The organism is Pseudomonas sp. SR18 (assembly GCF_023701505.1).
GTDB lineage: Bacteria > Pseudomonadota > Gammaproteobacteria > Pseudomonadales > Pseudomonadaceae > Aquipseudomonas > Aquipseudomonas cyclaminis.
Window position 1 is genome coordinate 81,687 of record NZ_JAMQAU010000002.1, and the last position, 12,707, is coordinate 94,393.

General features: G+C 62.0%; 14 protein-coding genes and 1 other RNA gene. 6 read left to right on the forward strand and 9 right to left on the reverse strand.

Annotated elements, in window-relative coordinates:
- Window positions 1-59: 59 nt before the first annotated feature.
- The 7 genes from NDJ82_RS04205 to NDJ82_RS04235 form a co-directional block, all read right to left on the reverse strand.
- Window positions 60-1,658: an ABC transporter permease gene (locus NDJ82_RS04205; RefSeq protein ID WP_099585927.1), complete on the reverse strand. Its 1,599-nt coding sequence runs from the start codon at window positions 1,656-1,658 to the stop codon at window positions 60-62.
- Between the two features lie 164 nt (window positions 1,659-1,822).
- Window positions 1,823-2,827, reverse strand: coding sequence for an extracellular solute-binding protein (locus NDJ82_RS04210; RefSeq protein ID WP_158879195.1), 1,005 nt, complete (start codon window positions 2,825-2,827; stop codon window positions 1,823-1,825).
- Between the two features lie 175 nt (window positions 2,828-3,002).
- Window positions 3,003-4,220 carry a 2-octaprenyl-3-methyl-6-methoxy-1,4-benzoquinol hydroxylase gene (locus tag NDJ82_RS04215; RefSeq protein WP_250925092.1) on the reverse strand — a complete coding sequence of 406 codons (1,218 nt, stop codon included), beginning with the start codon at window positions 4,218-4,220 and terminating at the stop codon, window positions 3,003-3,005.
- A 9-nt stretch (window positions 4,221-4,229) separates the two neighbouring features.
- Window positions 4,230-4,715, reverse strand: coding sequence for a DUF4442 domain-containing protein (locus tag NDJ82_RS04220; RefSeq protein ID WP_250924984.1), 486 nt, complete (start codon window positions 4,713-4,715; stop codon window positions 4,230-4,232).
- Window positions 4,708-5,895, reverse strand: a complete 1,188-nt coding sequence (ubiH, locus tag NDJ82_RS04225) for a 2-octaprenyl-6-methoxyphenyl hydroxylase (RefSeq protein WP_191958842.1) — start codon at window positions 5,893-5,895, stop codon at window positions 4,708-4,710. Before ubiH ends, NDJ82_RS04220 begins: the two co-directional genes overlap by 8 nt.
- Window positions 5,892-7,214, reverse strand: coding sequence for a Xaa-Pro aminopeptidase (pepP, locus tag NDJ82_RS04230; protein WP_099585932.1), 1,323 nt, complete (start codon window positions 7,212-7,214; stop codon window positions 5,892-5,894). The genes ubiH and pepP overlap by 4 nt, the downstream gene beginning before the upstream one ends.
- A gap of 37 nt (window positions 7,215-7,251) precedes the next feature.
- Complete coding sequence (locus NDJ82_RS04235; protein WP_112192715.1) at window positions 7,252-7,809, reverse strand: YecA/YgfB family protein; 558 nt, start codon at window positions 7,807-7,809, stop codon at window positions 7,252-7,254.
- A gap of 139 nt (window positions 7,810-7,948) precedes the next feature.
- Here NDJ82_RS04235 and NDJ82_RS04240 point away from each other — a divergent pair, with 139 nt between their 5' ends.
- From NDJ82_RS04240 to NDJ82_RS04255, 4 genes are all read left to right on the forward strand, one after another.
- On the forward strand, window positions 7,949-8,158 hold the full coding sequence (locus NDJ82_RS04240; protein ID WP_007982902.1) for a TIGR02449 family protein: 210 nt from the start codon (window positions 7,949-7,951) through the stop codon (window positions 8,156-8,158).
- Window positions 8,155-8,472, forward strand: a complete 318-nt coding sequence (locus NDJ82_RS04245; protein ID WP_027608375.1) for a cell division protein ZapA — start codon at window positions 8,155-8,157, stop codon at window positions 8,470-8,472. Before NDJ82_RS04240 ends, NDJ82_RS04245 begins: the two co-directional genes overlap by 4 nt.
- Window positions 8,473-8,502: 30 nt before the next feature.
- Window positions 8,503-8,681, forward strand: a non-coding RNA gene (ssrS, locus tag NDJ82_RS04250) — 6S RNA.
- A gap of 58 nt (window positions 8,682-8,739) precedes the next feature.
- Window positions 8,740-9,369 carry a 5-formyltetrahydrofolate cyclo-ligase gene (locus NDJ82_RS04255; protein ID WP_112192716.1) on the forward strand — a complete coding sequence of 210 codons (630 nt, stop codon included), beginning with the start codon at window positions 8,740-8,742 and terminating at the stop codon, window positions 9,367-9,369.
- 7 nt (window positions 9,370-9,376) lie between these two features.
- On the opposite strand, the gene NDJ82_RS04260 is transcribed toward NDJ82_RS04255, so the two are convergent.
- The gene (locus NDJ82_RS04260; RefSeq protein WP_010207387.1) at window positions 9,377-9,526 is read right to left on the reverse strand and encodes a hypothetical protein; all 150 of its coding nucleotides are present in this window, start codon (window positions 9,524-9,526) and stop codon (window positions 9,377-9,379) included.
- A gap of 194 nt (window positions 9,527-9,720) precedes the next feature.
- On the opposite strand from NDJ82_RS04260, the gene NDJ82_RS04265 reads away from it, so the two are divergent.
- Complete coding sequence (locus NDJ82_RS04265; RefSeq protein WP_250924985.1) at window positions 9,721-10,170, forward strand: EVE domain-containing protein; 450 nt, start codon at window positions 9,721-9,723, stop codon at window positions 10,168-10,170.
- A gap of 102 nt (window positions 10,171-10,272) precedes the next feature.
- Window positions 10,273-12,255, forward strand: a complete 1,983-nt coding sequence (locus tag NDJ82_RS04270; RefSeq protein WP_250924986.1) for an acyltransferase family protein — start codon at window positions 10,273-10,275, stop codon at window positions 12,253-12,255.
- Here NDJ82_RS04270 and NDJ82_RS04275 read toward each other — a convergent pair.
- The gene (locus NDJ82_RS04275) at window positions 12,245-12,652 is read right to left on the reverse strand and encodes a flagellar basal body-associated protein FliL (RefSeq protein ID WP_099585937.1); all 408 of its coding nucleotides are present in this window, start codon (window positions 12,650-12,652) and stop codon (window positions 12,245-12,247) included. The two genes, NDJ82_RS04270 and NDJ82_RS04275, sit on opposite strands and share 11 nt — an antisense overlap.
- Between the last annotated feature and the right edge of the window lie 55 nt (window positions 12,653-12,707).

Here is a 12,707-nt window from a genome sequence, read left to right on the forward strand (position 1 = left end):
CCGAAAGGCGGAGCGCACCGAATGCCGCGCATTGTAGCCTCAAGCCGTAGGACTGACACCTAGCCGATTGGTCGGGCGGAGCGTCGGATCAACCCGATCACTGGCAACAGGCCCACCAGCACCAATGTCAATGCCGGCAGCGAAGCCCGTGCCCACTCGCCTTCGCTGGTCATTTCAAAGATCCGTACCGCCAGGGTGTCCCAGCCGAACGGGCGCATCAGCAGAGTCGCGGGCATTTCCTTGAGCACATCCACAAACACCAGCAGCGCGGCACTCAGGGTGCCGGGCAGCAACAGCGGCAGATACACTTTGCAAAACAGTCGCGGCCCACTCACGCCCAAACTACGCGCCGCTTCCGGCAATGAAGGCCGGATCCGCGCCAGGCTGTTTTCCAGCGGCCCATAGGCCACCGCCAGAAAACGCACCAGATACGCCAACACCAGCGCAGACAGGCTGCCCAGCAGCAACGGCTTGCCGGCAAGCGGGACTACCAGTTCGCGGTCCAGATAGCTGAACGCCAGCATGATGGACACCGCCAGCACCGAACCCGGCAACGCATAGCCAACATTGGCCAGGCTGATACCGGAGCGAATCACCCGAGTTGGCGCCAGGCGGTTGGCGAAGGCCAACACCAACGCCACGCTGACCGTGATCAGTGCCGCGATGCCTCCGAGATAAAGCGTATGGACGATCAGGCCCGAATAACGCTCATCCAGGTCGAACCGGCCGCGCTGCCAGAACCAGACGATCAACTGCAGCACCGGAATGACAAAGGCACACGCAAACACCAGCCCGCACCACGCGCTGGCGGCAGCGGCCTTAAACCCGCGCAAGTGGTAGAGCGCCTTGCTCCGAGGCCGCTCATTACCGGAACGACTCGCGCCACGGGCGCGCCGCTCGCCGTACAGCACCAGCATCACCACCAGCAGCAACAGACTGGCCAGTTGGGCCGCGCTGGAAAGACTGAAAAAGCCGTACCAGGTTTTATAGATCGCAGTGGTGAACGTGTCGAAGTTGAACACCGAAACCGCACCGAAATCCGCCAGGGTTTCCATCAGCGCCAGAGCCACACCCGCGCCAATCGCCGGCCGCGCCATCGGCAGTGCCACGCGCCAGAACGCTTGCCACGGTGATTGCCCAAGTACACGCGCCGCTTCCATCAAGCCTTTGCCCTGAGCCAGGAACGCCGTGCGCGCCAGCAAGTAGACGTAAGGGTAGAACACCAGCACCAACACGATGATCACGCCACTCGTGGAGCGCACGCGAGGCAGGCGCAGGCCTGTGCCAAACCATTCCCGCAACAGGGTCTGCACGGGGCCTGCGAAATCCAGCAGGCCGACAAACACGAACGCCAGCACATAGGCGGGAATGGCAAACGGCAGCATCAGCGCCCAGTCGAGCCAGCGCCGTCCGGGGAATTCGCAGAGGCTGGTAAGCCAGGCGAGGCTGACGCCCAGCAGGGTTACGCCGACGCCGACGCCCAGTACCAGCGTCAGGGTATTGCCCAGCAGGCGGGGCATCTGGGTTTCCCAGAGGTGGGACCAGATCTGCTGGTCGATGCTTTGCCAGGACAGCAACAGCACGCTCAGCGGCAGCAGCACCAAAGCGGCGACGCTGAAGACCGGCAGGTACCAGCGGCGTTGGGCGGGGTGGGCCAAAGGTCAGCTCTCGTCAGATGAATAACTTGAAAACAGCACATGCCAATGTGGGAGGGGGCTTGCCCCGATAGCGGTGGACCAGTCAATGATGAGTAGACTGACACTTCGCCATCGGGGGCAAGCCCCCTCCCACATTTTGATCTACGGCGTCCTACAAATTGTACTTAGTTCCAGCCGGCGCGATCCATCAGGCGAATGGCTTCTGCCTGACGCTTGCCCGCCACTTCCACCGGCAAGGTGTCGGCCACGAACTTGCCCCAGGTAGCGACTTCAGCCGACGGCGGCACTGCCGGGTTGGCCGGGAATTCCTGGTTCACATCGGCAAAGATCTTCTGTGCTTCAGGCGTGGTCATCCACTCCACCAGTGCCTTGGCGGCTTCCGGGTGCGGCGCGTGCTTGGTCAAGCCAATGCCCGACAGGTTCACATGCACGCCACGGTCGCCCTGGTTCGGCCAGAACAGCTTCACCGCCAGGTCCGGCTTCTGCTTGTGCAGGCGGCCGTAGTAGTAGGTGTTGACGATGCCCACGTCGCACTGGCCGGCATTAATGGCTTCCAGCACCGCGATATCATCGGAGAACACATCGGTAGACAGGTTATTCACCCAGCCCTTGACGATTTCTTCGGTCTTGGCCGCGCCGTGGGTTTCGATCAGGGTTGCGGTCAGCGACTGGTTGTAGACCTTTTTCGCCGTGCGCAGGCACAGGCGGCCTTCCCACTGCTTGTCGGCCAAGGCTTCGTACGTGGTCAAGTCGCCCGGTTTTACCCGGTCAGTGGAATAGGCGATGGTCCGCGCACGCAGGCTCAAGCCGGTCCAGGCGTGGGTGGACGAGCGGTATTGCAGAGGAATGTTCTTGTCGATCACCTTTGAGGTGAAGGGTTGCAGGATGCCCATTTGCTCGGCCTGCCAGAGGTTGCCGGCATCCACGGTGAGCAACAGGTCGGCGGTGGCGTTTTCGCCCTCGGCCTTGATGCGCTGCATCAGCGGGGCTTCCTTGTCGGTGATGAACTTGACCTGGACGCCGGTCTTTTGGGTGTAGGCGTCGAACACCGGCTTGATCAGTTCGTCGATGCGCGAGGAGTAGACCACCACTTCGTCGGCTGCCTGCACGGTGGTGCTGCCGATCAGGGTGAGTGCCAGGGCAGTCAGGAGGCGCTTGGGTGCCAACATGGGTGCGGTCTCTCATTTGCAAAGTGAGCGCAAATGATAGGGACTGGCATTTGGTAACGCTCGGCGGAGGCGTTACCAGATGTTGCATGGCTGGAATTTGAGTTGGGCTGGACGGCCTCATCGGGGGCAAGTCGAGTCGTCGCACCGCCCCTCCCACAGGTGGGCGTATTTCAATTCAAGGTTTGGCGAGGTCTGGGAGGTCGCCGGTCAGGCCAAGGGCTTGGCGCACAAATACCGCCTTGGCTTCGGGCATCTGGTCGACCAGCTTCAAACCGGCATTGCGCAGCCAGCGCAGTGGCAGCTGGTCGGCCTGGAACAAACGCTCAAACCCTTCCATCGCCGCCATCAACGCCAGGTTGTGGGGCATGCGCCGACGCTCGTAACGGCTCAGCACTTTCACATCCGCCAGACGCTCACCGCGTTCAGTCGCCGACAACAACACGTCGGCCAGCACCGCCGCATCCAGGAAACCCAGGTTTACGCCCTGCCCGGCCAGCGGATGGATCACGTGGGCTGCATCGCCGATCAACGCCAGGCCTTCGGCCACGTAGCGCTTGGTGTGACGCTGACGCAACGGCACGCAAACCCGTGGATCGGCGCTGACTACCGTGCCCAGGCGTCCTTCAAACGCGCGCTCCAGTTCACGGCAGAAGCTTTCATCATCCAACGCCATCAGGCGTTCGGATTCAGTCGGCGTGGTCGACCAGACGATCGAACACCAGTCCTCCTGCCCATCGCGCACCAGCGGCAAGAACGCCAACGGGCCGGTATCGGTAAAGCGTTGCCAGGCCGTGCGCTGGTGCGGCTGGCTGCTGCGCACGCTGGTGACGATGGCGTTGTGCAGGTAATCCCATTCACGGGTGGCGGTGCCGGTCAGGCGACGCACCGCAGAGTTGGCACCGTCGGCGGCCACCACCAGCGGCGCACGCAAGGTGCGGCCATCGGCCAGGGTCAGCAGCCAGTCATCGCCGGAGCGGCGCATCTGCTCCAGGCGCGCATTGGCCAGCAGGCCCAGGTCGCAGTCGTGCAGGCGATCAAGCAAGGCATCCTGCACCACGCGGTTTTCGACGATGTGCCCGAGCACTTCGGCGTGCACGCTGGCGGCCGAAAAGTGGATCTGCCCGGTGCCGCTGCCGTCCCACACTTGCATCTCGCCGTAAGGGCTGGCGCGGCGCGACACAATGCCGTCCCACACGCCCAGGCGCTCAAGGATGCGCTGGCTGGCGGCCGACAAGGCGCTCACGCGGGGTTCGAAGGCCGCGTCACGGTCGAACGGCTTGACGCTCAGCGGGCTGCCATCGAGCAGCAGCACTTGCAGGCCACTGCCCTGCAACGCCAGCGCCAAGGCGCTTCCGACCATTCCGGCCCCGACAATCAGCACATCTGCGCGCATGTCCATGCTTTAAGCCTGTCTCGCTGGCGGCTTGCGCCGCACGTAAAGGGTTTTGTCGACCCGCGCCACCAGGGTGCCGGAGCCGTCATGAATCTCGACCGTGAGGTGAGGCAGGTATTTCTCGCCGCCAGCGGTCTGTCGACGCACCTCGTCCAACAAGGCCTCGTCGATGAAAAATTCGGCATACACCGGGCCTTTGCCCGGCGAAATGAAGTCGATGCTCGCGGCCTTGTCCCAGACAATGTAATTGCGGCCCAGGTTCTCCATCAACATCAGCATGTAGAACGGGTCGACCATCGAATACAGGCTACCGCCGAACTGCGTGCCGACGTAATTACGGTTGTACCAGCCCAGGCCCATGCGCACTTTGACGTGGCGAAAATCCGCGCTCATGTGCTGCACGCTGACGCCAGCGCCCAGGTATGGCGGATACAGGGTCATGACCCAACGCAGCAAGCGTGCCTTGCCCAGCCGCGCCACCAGCCACTTACGCATCGGGACGCGTGCCCAGGCCCATGGCCTGACGGGCGAACCAGCGCTTGGCCGGCGGCAACAGATCCAGGCCCAGCAGGCCCATGTTGCGGCCCAGCGCCACCAACGGTTGTGCACTGCCAAACAGGCGCGTGACCTGATCGGAGAAACCCACGGTCAGCTTCTGGTCCATACGCTGGCGCTCGCGGTAGGCCTGCAAGGTCGCCAGGTCGCCCGGCACCGCAGGTCCGGCCAGCAAGGCCTCGGCCAAGGCGCTCGCATCGCGCAGGGACAGGTTGAAGCCCTGCCCGGCAATCGGGTGCAGGCTGTGGGCGGCGTTGCCGAGGATCGCCAGGTGGGAACGCACCTGTTCTTCGGCTTCCACCAGGGTCAGCGGATACAGATGGCGTGCGCCAACCTGCTTCAAGGTGCCCAGGCGATAGCCGAACACGCCCTGCAACTCACTCAGGAAACTGCGCTCGTCGAGTGCCGCCAGGCGCTGGGCGTCCATGCCGATGCGGGTCCAGACCAGCGCGCAGCGGTTGTCCGGCAGCGGCAGCAAGGCCATCGGGCCATCGTCGGTGAAGCGCTCGAAGGCTTCGCCGTTGTGGGCTTCGCTGGGCGTGATGTTGGCGATGAGCGCGCTCTGGTTATACGGACGGGTCTTCACGCCGATGCCCAATTGCTCGCGCAACCCGGAACGGCCGCCATCGGCGAGCACGGCGAGGTCGCATTCCAACACGGTTTCATCGTTGAGGGTCAGGCGATAGCCGTCGGGCAGCGGCTCCATGCGCGTGACTTCCGCCGGGCAGCGCCAGCTGACCACGTCTTTGTCCAGGCCTTGCCACAGGCATTGGCCGAGCCAGGCGTTTTCCACCACATAGCCGAGGGCCGGCACGCCCTCTTCCATGGCGGACAAGCGTGCGGTAGAGAACCGGCCACGGTCAGACACGTGGATCTGCTTGATCGGCTCGGCGCGGCGGGAGATGTCCTGCCAGATGCCCAACCGCTGATAAATCTGCCGCGCGCCAAACGACAGCGCCGACGACCGCGCATCGTAGCTTGGCTGGTAGCTGTCGCCCGGTGCGAAAGGTTCGATCAGCACGATCTTCCAGCCCCGCGCCTTGGCCCCGGCCTGCAACGCCAGCGCCAGGCTGGCGCCCACCAGGCCACCGCCGATAATCGCCAGGTTGACCCGGCTCATCGGGCGGCCGCCATCAACGCTTCGATCTCGGCGACGGTCTTGGGCACGCCGCCGGTCAGGATTTCACAGCCTTGCTTGGTCACTACCACGTCGTCCTCGATGCGCACGCCAATGCCACGCCATTTCTTCGCCACGGTCTGGTTGTCCGGCGAAATATAGATCCCCGGCTCCACGGTCAACGCCATGCCGACTTCCAGCACCCGCCATTCACCGCCCACCTTGTACTCGCCCACATCATGCACATCCATGCCCAGCCAGTGGCCGGCGCGGTGCATATAGAAAGGCTTGTAGGCTTCGCTGGCGATCAGTTCACCAACCTCACCTTGCAGCAATCCCAGCTTCACCAGCCCGGCGGTGATGACCTGCACGGTGGCCTCATGGGCCTGGTTCCAGTGTTTGTTCGGCGCGATCTCGGCAAAGGCGGCTTCCTGGGAGGCCAGCACAATCTCGTAGATCGCTTTTTGCTCGGGTGAAAACCTGCCGTTGACCGGCCAGGTGCGGGTGATGTCGCTGGCGTAGCAATCGATCTCGCAACCGGCGTCGATCAATACCAGGTCGCCGTCCTTGAGCAGCGCGTCATTCTGCTGGTAATGCAGGATGCAGCTGTTGCGCCCGGCGGCGACGATGGAGCCGTAGGCGGGCATTTTCGCGCCGCCTTTGCGGAACTCGTAATCCAGCTCGGCTTCAAGGCTGAACTCATGCAAACCGGCGCGGCTGGCCTGCATCGCCTTGACGTGGGCGGCGCAGGAAATCCGCGCAGCCTCGCGCATCACCTTCACTTCTGCCGCCGATTTATACAGGCGCATGTCGTGGAGCAGATGATCCAGGGCAACAAATTCGTTCGGCGGCTGGGCGCCCAGGTGCGCTTTAGAGCGGATCACGTTGATCCACTCCATCACGTGCCGGTCGAACTCAGCATTGCTGCCCATCGCTGAATAGACCCGGTCGCGGCCTTCGATCAGGCCGGGCAGGATGTCGTCGATATCGGTGATGGGAAACGCATCGTCAGCGCCAAATTCGCGAATTGCGCCTTCGGTGCCGGCGCGCAGGCCGTCCCACAGTTCGCGCTCGGCGTTGCGTTCGCGGCAGAACAGCACGTATTCGCCATGCTGGCGACCGGGCATCAGCACGATCACCGCTTCCGGTTCGGGGAAGCCGCTCAGGTACTGAAAGTCGCTGTCCTGGCGGTAGACGTGCTCGACATCACGGTTGCGGATGGCCACGGCGGCGGCCGGCAGGATCGCAATGCTGTTGGGTTCCATCTGCGCCATGAGCGCCTTGCGGCGGCGGGTGTATTCCGCTTTGGGGATATGGATCATGGGCAGATGGACTTCCTTTCTTAGTGCGGCGAAGGCCTTAGTGCAACGACGGTTTAAGAGCGGCGGGTTCAGCGGACTTTCGGGTCTCGGTGAACAGCAGCAATGGCGCGACGCGCAGGTATTCCATGACTTCCATGTAGTCGCCTTCGCCGTCTTCGGATTCTTCCAGCGCGTCTTGCACTTGGGAGATCGCGGCGAGGTCCTGCAGCACTTCCTTGGCGTCGGTGCTCAGCTCCAGGCCGCCGGCGTTGACGCCGAAACCGTGGAGGAAGCCCTGGCACCATTGGCCCAGTGCGGCGGCGCGTTCGGTGAGCGGCGCGTCGTCGGTCGGCAGCAGCAGGACCACGGTGACGTCATCACCGGTCAGCTCGCCCTTGACCATCTCTTGCAGGCCGATCAGCGCGTTGCGCACGTTGTCGGTCGGTTCGGTTTCCAGCAGCTCGGCCACGTCAGCCAGCCAGTTGTCGGCATCAAAGCCAACGCCAGTGCAGCTGCGGCCCAACAATACGCCGTGCAGTTCGGCAGGCGAGCAAGGGTGGCCGCTGGTGCTCAACAGTGTGGAAAAAGCGTCGTACGGGGAGTTCTTAATGGGCATGGTGAGCTAGGCGCCAGACGGCGCAATGTCTAGAATGGAGCGCTGTATCCTAGCACCGGCAGACGTACCAAGACTATCAAGGGCGTCAGATCGTTTATCCTGCAGTTGCCATTCATCAGACAAAATCCAGTGGAACCCAATGGAAGACACCGACCTGCAAGCGCTGATGGCCAGACTCGAATTGCTAATTACTCGGGTCGAGCAACTTAAGAGTCAAAACGGACTCCTATTAGCTCAGGAAAAGACCTGGCGCGAGGAACGCGCTCACCTCATTGAAAAAAACGAAATCGCCCGGCGTAAGGTCGAATCGATGATTTCGCGCCTGAAGGCCCTGGAGCAAGACTCATGAGTTCAAGCAATAGCGTCACCGTGCAGATCCTCGACAAAGAATATTCGATCATCTGCCCCCAGGAAGAGCGCAATAACCTGGTGAGCGCCGCCCGCTACCTGGATGGCAAGATGCGTGAAATCCGCAGCAGCGGCAAAGTGATCGGCGCCGATCGTATCGCCGTGATGGCCGCGCTGAACATTACCCACGATCTGCTGCATAAGCAGGAACGCCCTGACGTACAGGCCAGCGGCTCGACCCGCGAGCAGGTGCGTGACCTGCTTGAACGTGTCGACCTGGTGCTTTCCAGCGACACAGAGCAACCCAAGGGCTGATCCCCGCGACTGTTTAAGGTATACTCGCCCCACTCCCTGGCGTGCTTGCCAGTCGGCGATGTCCCGGAGCCGATTCGCACTACCCTGGAAGTTGCACGTTGGGCTGGTGTGCATGTCCGCTAGACGGAAAGCCTTAAAGCCTACTGCTTCTTCCACCTTGAACTTTCGGGTTCAAGGGCTTAGTCGACAGCGGTTCTGTCGGGGAGCCTGAATTCCCAAACTCAATGCCAGTCCCCGGACTGGCATTGTTTTATGAGCCGAAAACCCATGACCGAACCTGCGCCGCTTTCCCGTCCGCAACTTCGACGCATGTTGCGCAAAGCCCGCCGCGCCCTGACGCCGAGCGAGCAGCGCCAAGCCGCCCACGGCCTGTATCGGCAACTGGCACAGCACCCGCTGTTTCGCCGAGCCAAACATATTTCCTTATATCTACCGACGGACGGTGAAATCGATCCGCGCCTGCTGCTGCGTGCCGCTCAGCGCCGGGGCAAGGCCACTTACCTGCCGGTGCTCAGCGCCTGGCCGCGCACCAAGATGGTGTTCCAGCGCGTGAAGCCTGGGGAAAAGCTGCGGCCCAACCGCTTTCGGATCCTGGAGCCACGAGTCAACGCCAAGCGCCAGCGCAAGGTGTGGGCGCTGGACCTGGTGTTGCTGCCGTTGGTGGGGTTCGATGACGCCGGCGGTCGCCTGGGCATGGGCGGCGGTTTCTACGACCGCAGCCTGGCGTATCTGGCGCGCCGCCAAAACTGGCGCAAGCCGACGCTGCTGGGCCTGGCCCATGAATGTCAGAAGGTTGATCGATTGGCACAAGCCAGTTGGGATGTGCCATTGGCTGGCACCGTCACGGATAAGCAGTGGTATGTCGCAAAAACGCCGCTTGAAGCAGCGGCGTCTTGAAGAAGGGTTAACGCTTGAACGGTTGCGGCTGCTGTTGAGCCAGTTCAACGGGAGCATCGGTCTTGTTCGACCACAAGCTTTGGGCATACCCGGTGGTCACGACGCCCAGACCAAACAAAATCACCAAAATCCATAGTAAATCCGGTTTACGTTGCATCGATTGCCCCCCTTCAGGCACCTCGTACACGATGACAACAACGTTCCAAAGTAGTCCGTTGCAGCGGCGTCAAGCTTAAAGGCCGGCATTTTGCGGTAACGTGAACCAACACGCAAACCTTGGCGCCAACCGACTGTCGGTTTGTCATCAAATTGCCTGACAACTTGCCCACTGCCTTTTTCAGGAGCCCAAAAATGGCCTACTGGCTGATGAAATCCGAGCCCGACGAACTGTCCATCAAAGGCCTGGAAAAGCTCGGCGAAACGCGCTGGGACGGCGTGCGCAATTACCAGGCGCGCAATTTCCTGCGCGCCATGGCCGTCGGCGATGAGTTTTTCTTCTACCACTCCAGTTGCCCCGAGCCAGGCATCGCCGGTATCGGCAAGATTGTCGAGGCGGCCTATCCGGACCCGACCGCGCTGGAGCCGGACAGCCACTATTTCGACGCCAAGGCCACCCCGGAGAAAAACCCGTGGACGGCGATCAACGTCGCGCACGTCCGGACTTTTCCAAAGGTGCTGGGCCTGGGCTACCTGAAACAGCAGACCGCCCTCGCCGAGTTGCCGCTGGTGCAAAAGGGCAGCCGGTTGTCGGTGATGCCAGTCACCGCTGAACAATGGGCCGCGGTACTGGCACTGCACTGAAACTTCGAAACAAGCGCAGACACACCTGTCCGAACGGCTAGTCGTCGCGGGGCCTTGGGTTTGGCAAAATCGTCGATCCCTTTTATCAAGGAGGAAGGCCTCGTGACTCGCGCCCCCTACCTGCCTGCTATCGACGGCCTGCGTGCCATCGCCGTGCTCAGCGTGATCATCTACCACACGGATTACATCGACCTGCTGCCGGGTGGTTTCACCGGCGTGGACATGTTTTTCGTGATTTCCGGGTACGTGATCAGCCAGTCGCTGTGGGACCGTCGCGAACTGGGCCTGGGCGCCTACCTGAAAGATTTCTACCGACGCCGCTTGCTGCGCATCCTGCCCGCGCTGCTGGTAATGCTCAGTGTGAGCGTGGTGCTGTCGGCGATGTTCATGCCACAGTTCTGGCTCAGCGAAATGATCAACAGCACGGGGCTGGCGGCTTTTTTTGGCTTGAGCAACTTCGTGCTGGCGTGGAGCACCGACACCTACTTTTCACCCGGCGCCGAACTCAACCCCTACCTGCACACCTGGTCATTGGGGGTAGAAGAACAGTTCTACGTGATCTTTCCCGTGCTGCTCTTTATATGGCTGCGCTGCCGGCAAGGCGTAGCAATCATTCGGGGGCTGCTGCCGCTGATGGCCGTTGCGTCGCTGATTATCGGCGCCTACCAGGTGAATACCGAGCCGCTGTCAGCGTTTTACCTGCTGCCAGGGCGCTTCTGGGAGCTTGCCGCCGGAGCAATCCTGTTCCAACTGATAGGCACGGTGCCTCGCGTGAATCAATGGGCGCCGGCCATGCTCACGGTTGGCATGGGGCTGCTCATCAGTGGTTTTGTGTTCGCCAACCCGAATCAATTCCCCTTTCCCTGGGCGATAGTGACTGTGGCCGGTTCATTGCTCATGATCGCCGGCATCGTGTTACAGGCCGATCAACCAGCCGGCGCGCTGCAACGCCTGTTGCAAAGCGGGTTAGCGACTTACATCGGTCGACTGTCTTATTCGCTTTACCTGTGGCATTGGCCGCTCCTCGTGTTCCTGCGCTGGACCGTCGGGCTTGAGCTGTCAGCGGTTCAACTGCTTTACCCCGTGTTGGTACTCGCACTCGCGGCCGCCTCTTACCACTGTATCGAAGCACCGATCCGCAGCGGCCGCTGCGCGCTGCAACGCAAGGCCTGGCTCACGTTTACCGGCGGGGCGGCCGTCACCGGGCTGCTGTGGCTCGGCGCGCAATGGGTGTCGTTGAACCCGTCGACCCTGTCACTCAGCCAGACTCGCGATACCTACACCTGGTATGCCTACAAACATTACCCCCAGGAAGACTTTGAAACCGTCGACGACCCGCGCCTGAAGGGACGTACGTTGTTTGTTATCGGAGATTCCCATACGGCGGCGTACCGCACCCTGTTGAAGCTGGTCTCGCTCAAGCTCGGCGTCACGGTGGTTGAATATGAAATGGGCGGTTGCGGTGTCGTCAGCCTTATCGGCCCCGACCCTGCGCACTGTTCAGCTTCGCGCGAAGCCCAACTCCAGCAGATCGAAGCACGCGCCAAGCCGGGAGACGTGGTGTTCCTGGCCTCGCTGCGCATGCCGGAACTCACCGGACGTGAGTGGCGCGAGGGTGAAACAAAACTGGTCGATGACGCATTGAGCGAACTGAGCGCCGAGAACATCGACGCCGCACGAGCGTCCGCCGACAAGGTGCTGAGCCGATTGCAGGCGGCACGGCTCACTGTGCTGATTGACGCCCCCAAACCGCTGTTCAAAGCCGCGCCCAACCGTTGCTCGGACTGGTTCAACCGCATGAACCCGGTGTGCGCGCCAGGCCTGACCATGCAGCGCGAGCAACTGGAACGCCTGCGTGCACCGCAAATGAAGCTCCTCAAGCAACTGACGGCGGCCTATCCGGGCCTGAGGGTGTGGGACCCACTGCCGCCGCTATGCCCAGGCTCCACCTGCTCAGCCTATGACGACGATGCCAAGCCGCTGTTTTTCGACTCCAACCACCTCAGCGGGCACGGCAACCGTGTCCTGGAACCCGCATTCACTGAAGCCCTGCTGAAGCTGTGGGAAGTGCCGCCTACTGAATGATCAGGTTGTTGAACAACAGGTCTTCGACCACCGGTTTGCCGGTCTCGTCGTTCATCACTTGCTGGGTTTGTTTCAGGGCCTCCTGGCGCAGTTTCTCCTTGCCCTCAACGGTGCTCATGGTCTCGTTGGTCTGCTGGGTAAACAGCGCCACCAACTGGTTACGAATCAACGCGTCGTTGGCTTTGACCGCTGCGGCGGCTTCGGTGCCGGTCACGCGCAGGGCGATATCAGCCTTGAACACCTTGAGCTTCGCCGTACCGTCCAGGCCGTAGTTACCCACGAACGGCGGGCTCAGGCTGATATAGCTGACCTTCGGCGCCTCGCCTTCTTTGGCTTCTTCGGCCTGGGCTGCCATGGGCAAGGTCAGGGCCAGCATCAACAGGATCCACGCTTTCACAGTTCATTCCTCAAATTCGGTGCCGAGTAGCATAACGCTAGTAAGGCTGAGCACA

Coding starts and splice junctions, on each gene's coding strand:
- NDJ82_RS04265 (WP_250924985.1), top strand. CDS start 9,721: ATGGCCTACTGGCTGATGAAATCCGAGCCCGACGAACTGTCCATCAAA.
- NDJ82_RS04245 (WP_027608375.1), top strand. CDS start 8,155: ATGAGTTCAAGCAATAGCGTCACCGTGCAGATCCTCGACAAAGAATAT.
- NDJ82_RS04210 (WP_158879195.1), bottom strand. CDS start 2,827: ATGTTGGCACCCAAGCGCCTCCTGACTGCCCTGGCACTCACCCTGATC.
- ubiH (WP_191958842.1), bottom strand. CDS start 5,895: ATGAGCCGGGTCAACCTGGCGATTATCGGCGGTGGCCTGGTGGGCGCC.
- NDJ82_RS04260 (WP_010207387.1), bottom strand. CDS start 9,526: ATGCAACGTAAACCGGATTTACTATGGATTTTGGTGATTTTGTTTGGT.
- NDJ82_RS04255 (WP_112192716.1), top strand. CDS start 8,740: ATGACCGAACCTGCGCCGCTTTCCCGTCCGCAACTTCGACGCATGTTG.
- NDJ82_RS04215 (WP_250925092.1), bottom strand. CDS start 4,220: ATGCGCGCAGATGTGCTGATTGTCGGGGCCGGAATGGTCGGAAGCGCC.
- NDJ82_RS04220 (WP_250924984.1), bottom strand. CDS start 4,715: ATGCGTAAGTGGCTGGTGGCGCGGCTGGGCAAGGCACGCTTGCTGCGT.
- pepP (WP_099585932.1), bottom strand. CDS start 7,214: ATGATCCATATCCCCAAAGCGGAATACACCCGCCGCCGCAAGGCGCTC.
- NDJ82_RS04240 (WP_007982902.1), top strand. CDS start 7,949: ATGGAAGACACCGACCTGCAAGCGCTGATGGCCAGACTCGAATTGCTA.
- NDJ82_RS04235 (WP_112192715.1), bottom strand. CDS start 7,809: ATGCCCATTAAGAACTCCCCGTACGACGCTTTTTCCACACTGTTGAGC.